This is a genomic window from Butyricimonas faecalis (assembly GCF_003991565.1).
Lineage (GTDB): Bacteria > Bacteroidota > Bacteroidia > Bacteroidales > Marinifilaceae > Butyricimonas > Butyricimonas faecalis.
The window spans coordinates 3,437,098-3,454,616 of sequence record NZ_CP032819.1 but is presented as its reverse complement, the minus strand read 5'-3'; the positions used below and the strand labels follow the sequence as shown (position 1 = coordinate 3,454,616).

14 protein-coding genes are annotated in these 17,519 nt (G+C 42.6%); 9 read left to right on the top strand and 5 right to left on the bottom strand.

Annotation, left to right across the window (positions count from 1 at the left end):
- Positions 1–74: 74 nt before the first annotated feature.
- The 5 genes from D8S85_RS14615 to D8S85_RS14595 all read right to left on the bottom strand — a co-directional run bounded on the left by D8S85_RS14615 (position 75) and on the right by D8S85_RS14595 (position 7,442).
- Entirely contained in the window at positions 75–638 is a 564-nt protein-coding gene (locus tag D8S85_RS14615) for a DUF4843 domain-containing protein (RefSeq protein ID WP_106481327.1), read from the bottom strand.
- A gap of 16 nt (positions 639–654) precedes the next feature.
- Entirely contained in the window at positions 655–2,076 is a 1,422-nt protein-coding gene (locus D8S85_RS14610; RefSeq protein ID WP_228423238.1) for a RagB/SusD family nutrient uptake outer membrane protein, read from the bottom strand.
- Positions 2,077–2,088: 12 nt separating this feature from the next.
- Positions 2,089–5,379 (bottom strand): SusC/RagA family TonB-linked outer membrane protein, encoded by a 3,291-nt coding sequence (locus D8S85_RS14605; protein WP_106625128.1) that lies wholly within the window; start codon positions 5,377–5,379, stop codon positions 2,089–2,091.
- Between the two features lie 165 nt (positions 5,380–5,544).
- The gene (locus D8S85_RS14600) at positions 5,545–6,756 is read right to left on the bottom strand and encodes a FecR family protein (RefSeq protein WP_172726527.1); all 1,212 of its coding nucleotides are present in this window, start codon (positions 6,754–6,756) and stop codon (positions 5,545–5,547) included.
- 134 nt (positions 6,757–6,890) lie between these two features.
- Complete coding sequence (locus D8S85_RS14595) at positions 6,891–7,442, bottom strand: RNA polymerase sigma-70 factor (protein WP_106481325.1); 552 nt, start codon at positions 7,440–7,442, stop codon at positions 6,891–6,893.
- 200 nt (positions 7,443–7,642) lie between these two features.
- Between D8S85_RS14595 and D8S85_RS14590 the strand changes: the two genes are divergently transcribed.
- The 9 genes from D8S85_RS14590 (at position 7,643) to D8S85_RS14550 (ending at position 17,513) form a co-directional block, all read left to right on the top strand.
- Positions 7,643–8,875 carry a sigma-54 interaction domain-containing protein gene (locus D8S85_RS14590; protein ID WP_106481324.1) on the top strand — a complete coding sequence of 411 codons (1,233 nt, stop codon included), beginning with the start codon at positions 7,643–7,645 and terminating at the stop codon, positions 8,873–8,875.
- An 84-nt stretch (positions 8,876–8,959) separates the two neighbouring features.
- On the top strand, positions 8,960–9,478 hold the full coding sequence (locus D8S85_RS14585) for an LptE family protein (protein ID WP_106481323.1): 519 nt from the start codon (positions 8,960–8,962) through the stop codon (positions 9,476–9,478).
- A 3-nt stretch (positions 9,479–9,481) separates the two neighbouring features.
- The gene (locus tag D8S85_RS14580) at positions 9,482–10,192 is read left to right on the top strand and encodes a hypothetical protein (protein WP_106481322.1); all 711 of its coding nucleotides are present in this window, start codon (positions 9,482–9,484) and stop codon (positions 10,190–10,192) included.
- A 2-nt stretch (positions 10,193–10,194) separates the two neighbouring features.
- The gene (gene secG, locus D8S85_RS14575; protein WP_106481321.1) at positions 10,195–10,566 is read left to right on the top strand and encodes a preprotein translocase subunit SecG; all 372 of its coding nucleotides are present in this window, start codon (positions 10,195–10,197) and stop codon (positions 10,564–10,566) included.
- A 152-nt stretch (positions 10,567–10,718) separates the two neighbouring features.
- Positions 10,719–10,988, top strand: a complete 270-nt coding sequence (locus D8S85_RS14570; RefSeq protein ID WP_106481320.1) for a co-chaperone GroES — start codon at positions 10,719–10,721, stop codon at positions 10,986–10,988.
- An 84-nt stretch (positions 10,989–11,072) separates the two neighbouring features.
- On the top strand, positions 11,073–12,707 hold the full coding sequence (gene groL / locus D8S85_RS14565; protein ID WP_106481319.1) for a chaperonin GroEL: 1,635 nt from the start codon (positions 11,073–11,075) through the stop codon (positions 12,705–12,707).
- 105 nt (positions 12,708–12,812) lie between these two features.
- Complete coding sequence (locus D8S85_RS14560) at positions 12,813–14,507, top strand: Na/Pi cotransporter family protein (RefSeq protein ID WP_106481318.1); 1,695 nt, start codon at positions 12,813–12,815, stop codon at positions 14,505–14,507.
- 80 nt (positions 14,508–14,587) lie between these two features.
- Positions 14,588–16,144, top strand: a complete 1,557-nt coding sequence (locus tag D8S85_RS14555) for a glycine--tRNA ligase (protein ID WP_106481317.1) — start codon at positions 14,588–14,590, stop codon at positions 16,142–16,144.
- Positions 16,145–16,274: 130 nt separating this feature from the next.
- Positions 16,275–17,513, top strand: a complete 1,239-nt coding sequence (locus tag D8S85_RS14550) for a DcaP family trimeric outer membrane transporter (protein WP_172726526.1) — start codon at positions 16,275–16,277, stop codon at positions 17,511–17,513.
- Positions 17,514–17,519 lie beyond the last annotated feature (6 nt).

Genomic DNA, 17,519 nt, shown 5'->3' with positions numbered 1-17,519 from the left:
TGTCAATAAACTTCCTCACGGTCAATGAAAACATCGACCGTGAAGGAAATTACGACAATATCAATTAATAACGATTAATTACTCTGAGTAAATTGCACGAAAGCATGAGTACGTGCCGGATTAGCACTAAGATTAGGATTAGTCGCCATTATTTCAAAATCGTCTGAATCGACCAGTTTAAAAGCTAGCATAAAACCTTTATAACTCCCTGCTATTGCCGGATTATAAGTAACAATGATCGGAATATTCACACTCACGGAATCAGCGGGAACGACACAACATTTCTCCATCTCCGGATCATCAAAAGCCACGTAATTCACTCCCGCTATCGCTTCCTCTCTACCATTCGTCAAGAAACTATACGGTTCTATATTAATCTTGCGATCCACACTTCTTGCCATACCGGCAACCTTTACTCTGAAAAAGAACGTATCCCGTTGTCGTGACGAATTCACGCTAACCGAAGAAGAATTGTAATATAGATACACACTATCCGCAACATTCATTGTCGTACCCAATCTTGACGACTCGTACTGGAAATAAATGTAATCACGTTCCAAAGAATACACCCCTACTTTCTCTTCCGAACAGGCATACCCGATTAACCCGATTACCAATGCTATAAGTAACTTTTTCATAACCATCTGTTTTTTATTATCTTTTCTTGTATTCACTCGGGGGTAATGGCAATACATACTGCTCCTCGCCACAATCTTCCGCTTCACTATTCTGCCACAACATCCGTTTCACGGCAAAACGCTTATACGTGAAGAAATTTTGCCCCTCGGCTGCAAATTCCCGTATATATTCCCACAATACCCTCTCCTGTCTATCTGATTCCGACATTGGAGTATACGTGAGATTACGAGCCGCACTATACTCCTCGTAAGCGACATTCGCCTCACTCAAACTTCCAGCTTCCATAATAATAAGATACATCTCAGCCAAACGCACCACCGGCATATTCCGTTTTGCCGTAGAACCGGGATACATCTCATTATATTTCTTCGTTACACGAACATTTTGCCTCATTTGATTTCTAGTCCAACTCCAATGACTCTTGTATCTCAAATCATTTGTATTCCCATCAAATAAGTCGTTCACGAATGAATTGTAATTGGAATTATAATATCCGAGCATCGTAATACCCGGGTTGAAACCACTCTGCTGGTAATCAAATTTATCTTGATTCACGCCACACAAATGTTCCGGATAAAAAAGATTATTACCGATATTCCCTTCCACAGCCAAAGTAAACTTCGGCGTTCCATCCTCGTTTTTCGCATCTTTCACCATCGCGGCATAACGCACGGCACCTTCTTTATCCCCCATCCACAATCGGGCACGAGCCTGCAATCCTAACACTCCGTAATAATTAAAATGACTCTTCCGGTCTGTCCAAGATCCCGTGTATTCCGTGCTACCGTCAGACGGGTAATTCAAAATCGGGTCGGACTTCTGCAACAATTGCTCAGCCTCATCCAGATCTGCCACCAACAACTCCATGAACCGTTTGAATGTATGATACTGGTAATTCTCTATGGAATTTCGTGTCACGTAAGGCAAATATTCCATGGAAGCATCCACCCGCATTGGCATCGGTCCCCAAATCCGTATCAAATCCAAATGCAACGAAGCCCGCAAAGCCAATGCCTCACCTTTCACTATATTATAATACTCGTCACTCAATTTCTCCCGATTCTTATCACATCCCTCGATCATCGGGTTCAACGAATTGATGATTTTATAAAACGCCATGAATACAGCATCCAGACCGGTTGCAAACGAAGCATTATCCAAATTGTACACGTGGGCTGCTAAATCTACATTCGTGTTCGTCCATGTACACGCCAAATATTCGGCAAAACCACCCCCACCCATATAACCGTTAGGCTTGTATATAGACTCGGCAGCTAAAACATAAGCACCATCCAGAGCTTGAAGAACACCATTATCCGTTTCAAACAAATTATCCGCTACAAGCGTAGTTTCCGGCACAATCGTAAGCCAATCGTTACACGCACAACACCCCAGTGCCAAAGACGTGCATAATATATAAATACCTTTTCTTATCATGATATTTCCAAATTAGAATGAAAGTGAAAGAAAAAAAATCGGGTTACGAGAAAACGGATAACTTGTCCCCCGTTCCCGTTTAACAGTTGAAATGTAAAAAACATCCGAAAGATTCGCACCTAGCGACAAACCTTTAAGTCCTAACTTTCGGCAAAATTGATCCGAGAAATTATACGAAACATTAATATTCGTACACTGGAACACGTTATCCTTTTGGACAAAAGCATCACAAGGAAAAGTATTCGTACTCGCAGAATTCAACATCAACTTCTTGTAAGGAACAATATCACCCGGTTTCTGCCAAGTATCCGATAACACGCGACGATCCTGATTAAGAATCAAGTAAGCGTTTTCCGTTTTGTTTGCCAATGTACTATTAAACTGTTTACCTCCCCATTTCACGCCAAAACCAACAGTCAATATAAACCCTTTATAAGCCAGATTCGTAGATAAATTACCGTTTATCTTGGGTAAACGATCTCCCAAATAAACCATATCCTCCGCATTTTGAGCAAAAGTTACATCCTCGTCTTTCGTTAAAAACATCCGCTGTCCCGTGGCGGGGTCTACTCCCACAGTACGCAACCCGTAAATCGCATCCATAGAATAACCTTCACGGTATCGATAATACACATCAGCCGTGTACATACTTGAATTCAATTCTTTCAAGAACTTCTTATACCCCTCCGAAATCTTTTCAATAAGATTTTTCGTGTGATTAAAAGAACCCGTTACACTCCAAGTAAAACCTCTATTTGGATTATGGAACAAATTCACGGTAACTTTCGCATCCCATCCCTTGTTTCTAATTGAACCGGAATTAGCCTTAGCCGTCCCGAAGCCATGAGATATGGGAAGTAACATTTCCGCTACCGTATTATTCGTCAACTTATCGTAATAACTGAATTCAAATTGCAAACGACGATTCCACGTGTGCAATTCTACCCCCAGATTCAATTGGTAAGTATTTTGCCACTTCAATGTCGAGTTGCCGAATGCTTTCAAATAAGCCCCGAATCGTGACATATAATCATTTTCCGTATCCAGAGTATACACAGCCATCGCATCTTCCGGACTAAATCCCATATTCCCAGAAACTCCATAAGAACCTTTTACTTTCAACCATTGAATAAAAGGAACGTACTCGATAAAAAATTCTTCATTACTGATATTCCACCCGGCTCCTACCGACCAAAATGTAGCCCATCGGCTATCCTCTCCAAAAGAAGACGAGCCGTTCGCATTAAAATTTACGTCAAAGAAGTAACGCATATCATAATAATAATTACCTGAAAAAATCAAAGCGATACGGCGGGTTGTATTTTTAGAACCTGTCGGATACGTGTTATCCCCATACCCCAATGCCATTGACGGGAAATCGATATTATCATTCGAGAATCCCGTGCCAGCCCATGATAGTCTCTCCTCCTTTTTTTCTTCTATCTCGCCGGAACCTCCCAATGTCAGCATATGCTTTTCGTTGAAAGTATTCGTGTAATTCAAATTCAAACGCCCTTGCCATTGATTAGTTTCAGTTTCGGTTCTCCCAAACCTTCCTTTTTGATTCACTTCTTTCCCTGCAAACTGTTTATGAGAAGGAGGTACAAAATTATCCGCTTGACTAAAATTCCGGGACAGTCCCAACGTACCTACCAAATAAAAATTCTCCGTGAAATTATACCGTACACTGGTGGAATTCCGCACATTCGTGTATCTGGTTTTATTCCAATTCCCGATATACTTATTATATACAGGATTCTCTTTTTTACTATTGGCAGATGTAGTCAGCGGATGATCGTAATTCTCTATCAACTTACCGTTATCATCATAGGGAGTCCAATAGGGATTCATCGCTACGTAATCCGAAAATGTACCATAAGGACTATTAGCATTATTATTCGTTCCGATGGCAAGGTTTTCCGAAACCATCAATTTCTTAGTTTGATAACTCAGATTTAGCGAGCCGTTAAAATTCTTTCGATCGGATCCTTTCATGACACCGATAGTTTCGTCGTAAGCCAAATTAGCACTAAAACGCCACTCTTCGTTTCCACCCATCACGTTCAAACTATGATTTTGCCCCACGCCAGTCCGCACCGGAAGAGATAGCCAATCATAATCTAAGCCGTTATCCACTTTCTCTTTTAACTCTCGGTACAAATCTTGATAAGCTTCCGCATCCCACGCTCCTAATCGATATTCCAAATCCAACTTCTCTTTGGCATTCAACAAATCGTAAGTACTCAAATCCGGTATTTCTAGTTTTACACTCCCCCGATAACTTGCTTTCAACGTACCGGCTTTCGGCACAAGCGACGTGATTACTACAACGCCGTTTGCTCCCCGGGAACCATAAATAGACGTCGCACTCGCATCCTTCAAGATTGTAATATTCTCGATATCCTCGTTATTCAAATCTTGCACCCGCTCCAAAGAAACCTCAAAACCATCCAAAATAAACAAGGGTAAATTCAACTCCGCACGGGTCGCCAATTGCAAATCCTGCACGTTTGCAAAAGTAGATGCCCCTCTCAACTGGATCTCTGGTAAAACATTCGGATCCGAACCGTAAGCATTATTCTCCACGATACGAAAACTCGGATCCAAATTGGATAATGTTTGCAATAAATTCCGAGAAAAATTCCGCTTAATGTCCTCTTTAGTCACAGCCGTAACCGCTCCCGTAAAACTTTCCTTCGGTTTGTTAAATATACCCGTTACTACAACTTCCTCCACTTCCTGCAGATCTTCAACCAGTACAATAGTCAAAGGTTTATTGTCTTTTTTCACTGCTATCTCCTGCTGCTTATAGCCCACGAAAGAAAAAATCAATACTAGACTATCCCGTTTGGGCAAATCAATATCAAATTTCCCCTTTACATTGGTTACAAACCCTAAAGTTGTCCCTTTTACCCGAATAGTTACCCCGGGAAGTAATTCCCCTTTTTTATCTTTCACTATTCCTTTCACGGTAACCTTGGAAAGCGTATCGCTACTTGTTACGGCAACATGTTGAATCACGATCGTGTTATCCATCAACCGGTAAGTAAGTCCAGTCCCTTTCAAACAAGCATCCAATACCACTTTAATATCAACATCCGTGTACTCCAAGTTTAATTCTTTAATATTGGCAACCTGATGATCGCGATATAAAAAAGTGTAACTAGTAGCTTTTTCCAAGACTTTTACTACCTCTTCAAATGAAGCATTCTTCAAATGAAGGGTCACTCTAGCCTCTTGACCATACACACTGGCAGATAAAGGCAATGCCGCAACGAACAGAAGTAATACTAAAAATTTCATAATTAAACATGTTTTCCATAACCTTCCACGCCATGGAAGATCGTGCATCCAATTTTTTTTCATACATTTGTCAATATTTAATGAAACAATTCCGGTTTTTCCGGGAAAAAGACGGGATACGGCCAATATCCTGTCTTTTTATTTATCTTTTTGCAAAACTGCTTTTCATCTGTTTACATCACAATGACACATCAAAAAGAAAAAGGAGGTATATAAAATTCTATTTTCTCGAATAAAGATATTATTTTCTTTAACCACAAATTCCGTGTTTCCCGTCATTTCAAGCATCTCTACCACTTTGGAAAAATCATCATACCGTTTCATTTTTCCCGTGAATGTCACCTCTTTTTGGGAGGCATTCTCCCAAAATATATTCACATCATACCAACGGGCAACTACATTCATAATCTCTTCCAATCGTTGTTTTTCAAATGCAAAAACACCATTTTTCCAAGCCGTGTACAAATAAGTATCCACCTCTTTGATTACCACTCGTCCTGACTTATTCAATACAGCTTGTTCACCCGGCTTCAAAACGACAGATTCTTTCCCAGCAGAAAACCTGACAGATCCCTGCACCAAGGTCGTCAAGATTTCATTCTCATCCGCATAAGCCCGCACGTTGAAACTCGTACCCAACACTTTCACGACCGACCCGTTCACGTCCACGCTAAATGGATGTTCTTTATCCTTACTCACATCAAAATAAGCCTCTCCGGACAAATAAACCCGACGATCTTCCCCCACAAATTTCACAGGATAACGAAGCTCGGACTCTGAATTCAGATACACGATACTTCCATCACTCAACGTGATTGAATACTCTCCCCCTCGCGGGACTCGCAACGTGTTGTAGCATTCTTCCACAACAGAAGAATCCCCTTGGTAACTTACTCCTTGATTTTGCACGACAATATTTGCCCCTTGTTGTCTAAATAACGAATCGGTCACTTCCGAACTCAAAATCCGTGTTGTTCCATCCGCCAATAGCAACTCCGCTTTCACCTCTCCATGCCGAATAACGCTTGTCACCTGTTCCTGTACATTCTCCATTTTTTCTCTTGTTCCATACCACAAAACCGCTGCCAATAACGGAAGAACAACTCCTGCCGCAATACTTACGACTCGACGAATTCTTCGTACTCTGATATTACGCTTTCGTTTCTGAAGCACGTTCATATAACCATTCACAATATCAACATTTGCTATCTCTTGACTTTTTTGAACCATATATTCAGCGTTCATCACACTTCCGTACAACCGTTCATTCTCCGGATTTGCCTCACGCCATTCCTTCAAGGAGCATTCTTCCTCTCCGGAAAGTGTTCCTAAAAGAGCTTTTGATAAAAGTGTCGGAATTCCTTTATATGTTCTCATACTTTTCATGCCTATTTATATTGAGGTGACACTTCAAAATAAAAAAAGAGGTATCCCTCCTCTTAAAAACTTCACTTTTCCTCCATTTCCCGCTTATATCTAGACACTAACAACACTATAGCGAAAAAAAATGTTTACCACATAGCGAAAAAAAGTGTAAATAAATTTCCCAATTTCTCTTTAAGTATCCTACGAGCTATTTGTTTTTGCTTTTTCACGGTCTCTACAGCAATTCCCAACTCTTCAGCTATCTCTTTAGCTGAATAACCTTGTATTGCCCGAGAAAACACATTTCTGCTTCCAGATGGCAAATCTTCTAAAGTTTGCATGACAATTCGGAATGTTTCGTTTTTGATATATTCATTCATCTCGATTTCGTCCAATTCCTCCGCAAAAGATTTCGTGGCATCTTGACGAATTTTCTCCGCACGTAAATAATTAAAACTCTTGAAACGAACCATCTGATACAAATAAGCAGACAAGTTATCAATCTCACCTAACTTTTCCCGACTTTCCCATATCTTCACAAAGACATCCTGCACGATATCTTCTGCAACATCTTGGCTTTCAAGATATTTCATTGCAAAAGAGACCAACACGGAATAATAGTTTATAAAAAGTATTTGAAAAGACTTTTCATTACCTCTTATCAAACCATTTATATCTATCGAAGTCCCTTCTGTCATAAAACGTTCGTTTATTGCGCAAATATAAGCAATTTATTTTCTCTCCTATCCAAGCATATACTCTTTGTAATTTTATTCTCCCCATTATGCTATTTTGTCAGCTAAAACTGCTAAATTTGCAGTTAGATATTGAGGGTTGGATTTTTTTTCACGCTCCACTCCGGAGGTTAAGAATAAAGAATTCATAAATTGTAAATCATATGGAGGATATCAGAACGATTAAACAACGTTTCGAAATTATCGGGAACGACATCAAGCTAAACCGGGCAATAGAAAAAGCCGTACAGGTGGCACCCACGGATTTTACCGTGCTTATCACGGGAGAGAGTGGAGTGGGGAAAGAGATTTTTCCCCGGATTATCCATAGTTTCAGCACCCGTAAACATGCACAATATATCGCTGTCAACTGCGGGGGAATCCCGGAGGGGACCATTGATTCCGAGTTGTTCGGTCACGAGAAAGGATCGTTCACTGGAGCGCTAGCCGACCGGAAGGGGTACTTCGAGGTCAGTGACGGGGGAACGATTTTTCTGGATGAAGTAGGGGAATTACCATTGTCCACGCAAGCCAAATTGCTGCGTGTACTTGAGGCCGGAGAGTTTATCCGGGTCGGATCGTCGAAAGTGCAAAAAACGAACGTGCGGGTGATTGCCGCCACGAACGTGGACCTACCGACAGCCGTCAAGAATGGGAAGTTCAGGGAAGATCTTTATTACCGGATCAACACGATCCCTATCTCGATCCCGGCACTACGAGACCGGAAAGAAGACATATCCCTCTTGTTCCGGAAGTTCGCGGCTGACTTCGCCGAAAAATATCGTATGCCTCCCATTCGACTTACAGAGGATGCCGTGCAAATACTCGAAAACTACCGGTGGCCGGGAAACGTGCGGGAATTAAAAAATATAACGGAACAAATCTCCATTCTCGAACAGGAAAGAACGGTGGATGCCCTAAGACTAAAAGAGTATCTTCCGGCACAAAATAACACGCTTCCGGCATTAACATCTAACCCGGAAAGCGATCATAGCTTCGCCACGGAACGAGAAATCCTGTACAAAATACTTTTTGACATGAAAAAAGACATGAACGATTTGAAACATCTCGTGTACGACATCATGCAAAAAGAACACACGATAAAGTCCGAACCGGAGCCTTCAACCTCCATCGTTCTCCGAAATTTGTATGAAACCCCGCAATCGGAATTCCTAGGACAAGCCCCGCAAAAGACCATCTCCGTGGAAAAGAACAATCATATCGAAGACACGGAAGCTGTCGTGGAGGAATCTCTTTCACTGGAAGAGAAAGAAAAAGAGATGATCGTGAAAGCCCTGGAAAAAAATCACGGCAAGCGGAAATTAGCCGCACAAGATCTCGGAATATCAGAGAGAACGCTATACCGGAAATTAAAAGAGTACGATATTGAAATTTGAAAACATGAAGAGAAAGATTTTTGCAAATTAAAATTATCTTTGTCTAGAATAAATAGAACTGTGTGCATATCAAGATAACATCACATGATCAAAAAAATTTTACCTGTATTATTGCTGGCGCTTGCCTTTAATGGATGTAAGCTACAAAGTATCAGTTACTCGTTTTCGGGCGTGTCGTTACAACACGGAGAAAAAACATTTTCAGTAGACTACTTTTCAAACAAAACCGCTTTTGCCCCAAATTTAGGATCAGATTTCACGGAAGCACTAAAAAACTACCTACGCTCTCGAACGAACCTGACCGAATTGACGGATAATGACGGGGATATTCGTTTCGAGGGACAAATCACCGGGTTCACCCAAACCCCGGTTGACATCACGGCTGATGAAATCGCAGCCAAGAACCGGTTGACGATCTCGATCCGGGTGAAATACACGAACACGAAAGATGAATCGGGCAAATCGGACTTCGACACGTCATTCTCGCATTATGAAGACTACGGGATCGATGAAAATTACGAAGCCATTGAACCGGACTTGATAAAGAAAATCACGGAGAAAATTATTGAAGATATTTATAACAAAGCCTTAACAAATTGGTAAACGTTGAAAGCGGAAGAATTAATTGATATTATACGTTCGGGACGAAAAGAGGGAGAGGACATCCGGAACATGGAGCTTCTCATGGAACAATTCCCTTACTTCGCCACGATTCGAATCGTGTATCTGAAAATGCTACACGATTCGGGACACTCGGCTTATCCCGAAAAATTGAAGCATAATACGATTTACATTCCCGATCACAAACAATTTTATCGTTTCCTGAATAATCTATTATCGGATTGGGACGAAGTCGGTAATCCGGTATTCAAACCGGAACCTGTTGCCATTGAATTGCTGGCAGACAAGGAAGAGGAGAAGAAAGCCGTTCCCACGACCACGTTCTACCAGCTTGAAAACGAGTTCCCGGAAGAGGAATTCCTGCCGATAGATGCCATCGCGAGTGAATGGTTGTCACGCAAGAAACAAAAAGAGGAACGAAAAGATAACCTTATTGATAAATTTATCCAAGAAGAGCCCTCCATGCCCAAGATCACGGAGGAAAACATGGTCACACCCATAATCACAGAGGCTGCCGCGAATGAGAAACCCGAATTTTTCTCGGAAACTCTGGCAAAAATATACGTTCGTCAGCAACTATATGACAAAGCCATTGCAACTTATCTAAAATTAAGTTTGAAATATCCGGAAAAAAGTGTTTACTTTGCGGTTCAGATTGAAAAAATAAAAGAGAAAATTAATAATAATAAGAACTAATTATGTACATAGCTGTTTCTATTTTGATCTTTATTGTTTGCGCTTTACTTATATTGATCGTATTGGTGCAAAACTCAAAAGGTGGTGGTTTATCTTCTTCCTTTGCTTCTTCAAACCAAATCATGGGTGTAAGAAAGACAACCGACTTCTTGGAAAAAGCGACATGGACATTAGCTGGGGCAATGCTTGTTTTATGTATTGTATCTGCCATGGTACTCCCCAGAGGTGAACAAGCCGGACAAAAATCTGCTATTCAAGAGCAAATCAATACTGCAGTTCCGGGAACACAGGCCATTCCTGATTTCGGGACGATGAATAACAACAACACGACCACTACAACAGGTGAAGAGAATAACACGACTTCACAAGAATAAGAATAACGATTCTCAGAATCGGCACAAAAAAATGTCAGTATGTCAGTCATACTGACATTTTTTTGTTTGGCACGAATTATGCTCTTCTCTAAGCGTAATTTTGAATTGAAAAAAGAATTTAATTAATAATAAACTTTTAAATATTAAGAATTATGGCACTTAAGACAGTTCTTAACAAAATCATTGTAGAGCCGGTAGAGGCAGAAACTAAAACTGCATCAGGAATCATTATCCCTGATTCTGCAAAAGAGAAACCACAAAAAGGTATCGTAGTAGCAACCGGGAAAGGCAAACACGACGAACCGATGGAAATCAAAGTAGGTGACTCTGTTTTATTCGGTAAATATTCAGGAACTGAAGTTCATATCGACGACAAGAAGTACCTGGTGATGAATCAATCAGACATTCTGGTGGTTCTTTAATCATTGAGAATGGAAAATGGAAAACGAATTTCAAGTGATCCCATTTTCAATCTAAAATTAAAAATTTAAAATTAGAAAACGGTTATGGCAAAAGAGATAAAATTTAATGTTGAAGCCCGCGATTTATTGAAAAAGGGTGTTGACGAATTGGCTAACGCGGTGAAAGTAACGCTTGGCCCCAAAGGACGTAACGTGGTAATCGAGAAAAAATTCGGTGCCCCGCACATTACTAAAGACGGTGTTTCCGTGGCAAAAGAGATCGAACTTTCTGATCCGTATGCAAACATCGGTGCACAAATGGTAAAAGAAGTGGCATCTAAAACAGGTGATGACGCCGGAGATGGAACCACAACAGCAACGATCTTGGCTCAATCCATTATCAACGTGGGCTTGAAAAACGTAACTGCCGGAGCAAACCCGATGGATTTGAAGAGAGGTATCGACAAGGCTGTTGCTGAAGTTGTAAAAAGCTTGGAAGCACAAAAAGAAGCCGTTGGGGAAAACTATGACAAAATCCGTCAAGTTGCCCGTATTTCTGCCAATGGAGATGACAACATCGGTTCATTGATCGCAGAGGCCATGGAAAAAGTGACCAAAGAAGGTGTGATCACGGTAGAAGAAGCCAAAGGAACCGAGACTGAAGTGAAAGTAGTTGAAGGTATGCAATTTGACCGCGGTTATATTTCTCCTTATTTCGTAACTGATACGGAGAAAATGAACGCAGAATTCGAGAAACCGTACATTTTGCTTTATGACAAGAAAGTTTCCACGATGAAAGAACTTCTTCCGCTTTTGGAACCGGTTGCTCAAGCCGGACGTTCTTTGGTGATCATCGCAGAAGACGTTGAAAGCGAAGCTTTGGCTACTCTAGTAGTAAACCGTTTGAGAGGTTCGTTGAAGATTGCAGCCGTAAAAGCTCCCGGATTCGGAGACCGTAGAAAAGAAATGCTGGAAGACATTGCCATATTGACAGGTGGTGTCGTGATCTCTGAAGAGAAAGGTTTGAAATTGGAAACGGCCACGATCGACATGTTGGGATGTGCTGACAAAGTTACCATCGACAAAGAAAATACCACGATCGTGAACGGTTGCGGTTCAAAAGAAGCTATCGCGGAACGTGTAAATCAAATCAAGAAATTGATCGAACATTCTACTTCCGACTACGATAAAGAGAAATTACAGGAAAGACTGGCTAAATTAGCCGGAGGAGTTGCCGTACTTTACGTGGGTGCCGCTTCTGAAATCGAAATGAAAGAGAAGAAAGACCGTATCGATGACGCGTTGAGTGCAACCCGTGCCGCTATCGAGGAAGGTATCGTTCCCGGAGGTGGTGTAGCTTACATCCGTGCTATCGAAAGCCTTGAAAAATTGAAAGGCGAGAACGAAGACGAGACCACCGGTATCGAAATCATCAAACGCGCTATCGAAGAGCCGCTTCGTCAAATTGCCGCTAACGCCGGAGTAGAGGGTGCCGTGGTTGTAAACAAAGTAAGAGAAGGTAAGAAAGACTTCGGTTATAACGCTCGTACGGGTGTTTACGAACACTTGATGAAGACGGGAGTTATCGATCCGAAGAAAGTTGCGAGAGTTGCTTTGGAGAACGCCGCTTCTATCGCCGGAATGTTCTTGACCACCGAATGCGTGTTGGTAGAAGAAAAACAAGAAAATCCTGCACCTGCGATGCCGCCGATGGGTGGCGGAATGCCGGGAATGATGTAATCATCGAGGAATTTAGATAAAAAAAGCCCCTTTCCGGGGCTTTTTTTTATTTACTTTATATACCTTTACGACCGCAAATTCAATTTATTACAATAACATGATTTTATGAATTACACGATTCTCGATTTCTTGCAGTTGATCGGATCATTGGGTGTGTTCCTCTTCGGTATGAAGATGATGAGTGAAGCCTTGCAAAAGGTAGCGGGTAATAAAATGAGGACCATCCTCGCCGCAATGACATCCAATCGCGTGAAAGGTGTGATCACAGGTTTGTTAATCACCACCATCATCCAGAGTTCTTCAGCCACTACCGTAATGGTTGTCAGTTTTGTTAATGCCGGCTTACTCGACCTCGTCGGTTCTATCGGGGTCATCATGGGTGCCAACGTGGGAACCACGTTCACGGCATGGCTCATCTCCATCTTGGGATTCAAGATCAGCATGGTGAGTCTTTCTCTCCCCTTGATCGGGTTGAGTCTGCCCCTGCTTTTCTCGGCCAAACGGATACGCAAGAGCTGGGGGGAATTGATTATCGGTTTCGGACTTCTATTCATTGGCTTGAACTTCCTGCAGGAAAACATGCCGAACATTCATGAAAATCCCGAGATTCTGAATTTTCTACATAATTACACGGATTTAGGTTATGGTTCTTACATCTTGTTCATGATTATCGGAACGGTGCTGACCATCTTGATACAATCATCATCTGCCACGATGGCACTGACTTTGGTCATGTGTGCTAACGGCTGGATCGGGTACGACATCGCTGCTTCCATGGTTTTAGGAGAAAACGTCGGAACCACGATCACGGCAAACCTTGCCGCCATGGTTGCCAACACGACAGCCAAAAGAGCCGCGTTCGCTCATTTCCTGTTCAACCTCTTCGGGGTCATGTGGGTACTGGCCATATTCCCGTTATTTTTAGGCTGGGTTGCCCGATTAAGTATTTACCTGGGAATCGGGGATCCATTTAACAACGTGGGATCGGTTCCGGTGGCACTATCGTTGTTCCACACCTGTTTTAATGTGGCTAACGTACTTATACTGATCTGGTTTATCAAAGTGATCGCTAAACTCGTCACCCGCATCATCAAATCAAAAGAATCGGCAGACGATGCCTTCACCTTGAAGCATATCAAAATCGGATTATTATCCACCCCGGACGCCTCCCTGTTCCAAGCCAAACAAGAGATTTCTCACTACGCGAAGAACACGCTGGATATGTATCGACAAGTGGTGGAATGCCTGCACACTCCCACGAAGGATTTCGAAAAGAAATTCAATAAAATCGACAAGCTGGAAGACGAGAGTGACGTGGTGGAAGTCGAGATTGCAGATTATCTGACGAAAGTATCGGAGTCCAAATTATCCACGGAGAATTCGCAACGGGTTAGAGCCATGTTCAAGATCGTGTCGGAAATCGAAAGTATCGCCGACTCGTCATTGAACGTAGCCAAAGCGATCGGACGCCGAAATGAACAAAATGTGGAATTCCCCGAGTTCATCGACGAGAAATTACACCACATGATGGCTATCGTGGACGAGTCCCTCGTAGTCATGTGTACCAACCTCTCGATTGAATACAAGGAGGTAAAAGCAAAGAAAGCTTACGAAGTGGAACAAACGATCAACGACTACCGGACAATCCTGCAACAGGAACATCTGACCGCGATCGAAGAAAAGAAATATGATTATGCCACGGGCATTATATACAGTGATATTTTCTTCGAATGCGAGAAGATCGGGGACTACGCGATTAACGTAACCGAAGCAATCAAGGAAATTGGAACAGACAATTAATTTACAATTTTAGATTTCAAATTTACGATTAAATCCAACGTAGCAGAATCTAAAATTTAAAATCATAAATCTAAATAAAAATGGCACAAGAAGATATTTTTAAAAAGCTGGTGGCACACTGTAAAGAATACGGGTACGTGTTCCAGTCATCAGAAATATATGACGGGTTGGCAGCGGTGTACGATTACGGACAATACGGTGTTGAATTGAAAAATAATATTAAAAAATACTGGTGGGATTCCATGGTACTGCTACACGAGAACGTGGTGGGACTGGATTCTGCCATTTTCATGCACCCTACAATCTGGAAGGCTTCCGGACACGTGGACGCGTTCAATGACCCGTTGATTGATAATAAGGATTCAAAAAAGAGATACCGGGCAGACGTACTGATCGAGGAGCATATTGCCAAATATGACGACAAGATCGAAAAAGACGTAGCCAAGGCAAAAAAGAGATTCGGGGAAAAGTTTGACGAAACATTATACCGCCAGACGAACCCGCAAGTGCTGGAAAATATCCGGAAAAAGGAAGAGTTGACAGCCAGAATGGCTAAGGCGTTAAATGACAATGATCTGGTTGAACTTCGTCAGATTATTATTGACAACAAGATTGTTTGCCCGATATCCGGAACTTGCAATTGGACGGAAGTACGTCAATTCAACCTGATGTTCTCCACGGAAATGGGATCTACGGCCGAAGGCGCCAGCAAGATATACCTGCGTCCCGAAACGGCTCAAGGTATTTTCGTGAACTTCTTGAATGTACAGAAATCCGGACGTATGAAGATTCCTTTCGGTATCGCCCAGATCGGTAAAGCTTTCCGCAACGAGATCGTCGCACGCCAATTTATCTTCCGGATGCGTGAATTCGAGCAAATGGAAATGCAATTTTTCGTACGCCCCGGCAGTGAACTCGACTGGTTCAAGAAATGGAAGGAAACCCGTATGAGTTGGCATCAAGCGTTGGGATTCGGACCGGAAAAATACCGGTTCCACGATCACGAGAAGTTGGCGCATTACGCGAATGCAGCCACGGACATCGAGTTCCGTTTCCCATTCGGATTCAAAGAAGTGGAAGGTATCCATTCCCGCACGGACTTTGATTTGAAACGTCACCAAGAGTTCTCCGGAAAAAAAATACAGTACTTCGATCCGGAGTTAAACGAATCATACGTACCTTACGTGATTGAAACATCCATCGGTGTGGACCGGATGTTCCTGCAAATTCTTTCTGCCGCTTACACGGAAGAAGAGATCGTGAAAGAGGACGGATCTAAAGACTCGCGGGTTGTATTGAAATTACCCCCTGCCCTAGCCCCGATCAAGCTGGCCGTGATGCCGCTCGTGAAGAAAGACGGGCTACCCGAAAAGGCAGAAGAGATCATGAAATTGTTGAGACTGGACTTCAGATGCCAATACGACGAGAAAGACTCCATCGGCAAACGCTATCGTCGTCAGGATGCAATCGGAACCCCGTTTTGTATCACCATCGACCACCAGACGCTGGAAGATAACGCCGTCACCATCCGTTACCGGGATACCATGGAACAGGAACGCGTGGCCATCGACCAATTACATGATATTTTGAGAAAAAAGACAGATCTTCGGGAAATTCTGAAAGAAGTCAAAATATAATGATTCGGTAGATTTTATGATGATGCAGGGGGGATGCACCCTCATCATCATAAAATTCGCCATATCCTCAACTTTTACTCCCCTTCCCCGTATATAGTGTTACTAAATTAACCAATTAATTCGTAACGCTATGAGAAAATTGACATTGCTATTGTTGATCGCCATCTCTTGTGGATTCTACACGGGGGTACGAGCGCAAGTCAACGTGACTTCCGTTTCAGAAAAAAATGACGCGGATAACCTTTACAAAATGATGAAAGAGGCTTTCCCGTTATCATTCAACGACCCGGCATCCCCAAGATTCGTGTTTTTCAACAAGAATAAAAACTTCGTTTTCGGCGTGGGGGGATATGTGCAAGTACAGGGAATTTACGACTTTAACGGGGTTCCCAATGACAATTATTTTACCACGAACACCATCGCTCTCAAAGGAGATCAACCCGGAGGTAGGTACGGCATTTCAGTCGGGCAATCCCGTTTATTCTTCAAGTTAGTCGGGGATACGGATGTCGGCAGACTGGTGACTTACATGGAAATGGAATTCGAGGGGAACCAGAGTACCCCGATTCTAAGACAAGCTTTTATCAAATTCAAGGGATTCACGATCGGTAAGACCTGGAGCACCTTTTGCGATATTGCCGCAGGACCGGCCACGGTAGACGAGGAAGGCCCTTCCAGCGAAGTAGCGTTACGCCAACCACAGATTCGTTACACGTATGATTTTACTGACAACCTGGAAGCATCCTTGGCCTTGGAATACGTGGAGCCATCCTACACGGAAGGAGAATTTACCAAGTACATCAACCAACGGATTCCGGACATCCCGATGAACGTGAAGTATAGTTTCAAAAACGGGAGTCACCTGCAAGCGGGAGCCGTGTTGAGAAATATGTACTATAAAGATAACATCGAGGAAAAAGACCGGATCGTTACCGGCTTCGGAGTTTCATTGAGTGGTATTTGGCAATTTGCCGAAAATACATCCCTCTGCTTCCAAGGCGTGTACGGGAAAGGCATCTCCAACTACATACAGGATATCTCCGGATCAGGACTTGACCTCGTTCCCTGTGCCACGGCAGAAGGGAAATTAAAAGCAATCCGTGCATGGGGTGGCTACATCGGATTTTCTCACAACTGGTGCAAAGCCCTGACATCAAACATCATGTACAGCTACGCCCGCGTCCTTGACCGTTACGGAATGCCTGCAACATCATACAAATACGCGCAATATGCCGCCGCCAACCTATTCTGGGATTTCAGTGAATACGGTTCCTGTGCCATAGAGTACGTGTTCGGCCGCCGGAATGACTTCAACAAAGATTACGGCAACGCCAGTCGTATCAACACGATGATACAGTACCGGTTCTAAAATCAA

Bases quoted from the DNA above. Each gene is read 5' to 3' on its own strand.
- D8S85_RS14615 (WP_106481327.1), bottom strand. From the start codon at position 638: ATGAAAAAGTTACTTATAGCATTGGTAATCGGGTTAATCGGGTATGCC.
- D8S85_RS14610 (WP_228423238.1), bottom strand. From the start codon at position 2,076: ATGATAAGAAAAGGTATTTATATATTATGCACGTCTTTGGCACTGGGG.
- D8S85_RS14605 (WP_106625128.1), bottom strand. From the start codon at position 5,379: ATGAAATTTTTAGTATTACTTCTGTTCGTTGCGGCATTGCCTTTATCT.
- D8S85_RS14600 (WP_172726527.1), bottom strand. From the start codon at position 6,756: ATGAGAACATATAAAGGAATTCCGACACTTTTATCAAAAGCTCTTTTA.
- D8S85_RS14595 (WP_106481325.1), bottom strand. From the start codon at position 7,442: ATGACAGAAGGGACTTCGATAGATATAAATGGTTTGATAAGAGGTAAT.
- D8S85_RS14590 (WP_106481324.1), top strand. From the start codon at position 7,643: ATGGAGGATATCAGAACGATTAAACAACGTTTCGAAATTATCGGGAAC.
- D8S85_RS14585 (WP_106481323.1), top strand. From the start codon at position 8,960: ATGATCAAAAAAATTTTACCTGTATTATTGCTGGCGCTTGCCTTTAAT.
- secG (WP_106481321.1), top strand. From the start codon at position 10,195: ATGTACATAGCTGTTTCTATTTTGATCTTTATTGTTTGCGCTTTACTT.
- D8S85_RS14570 (WP_106481320.1), top strand. From the start codon at position 10,719: ATGGCACTTAAGACAGTTCTTAACAAAATCATTGTAGAGCCGGTAGAG.
- groL (WP_106481319.1), top strand. From the start codon at position 11,073: ATGGCAAAAGAGATAAAATTTAATGTTGAAGCCCGCGATTTATTGAAA.
- D8S85_RS14560 (WP_106481318.1), top strand. From the start codon at position 12,813: ATGAATTACACGATTCTCGATTTCTTGCAGTTGATCGGATCATTGGGT.
- D8S85_RS14555 (WP_106481317.1), top strand. From the start codon at position 14,588: ATGGCACAAGAAGATATTTTTAAAAAGCTGGTGGCACACTGTAAAGAA.
- D8S85_RS14550 (WP_172726526.1), top strand. From the start codon at position 16,275: ATGAGAAAATTGACATTGCTATTGTTGATCGCCATCTCTTGTGGATTC.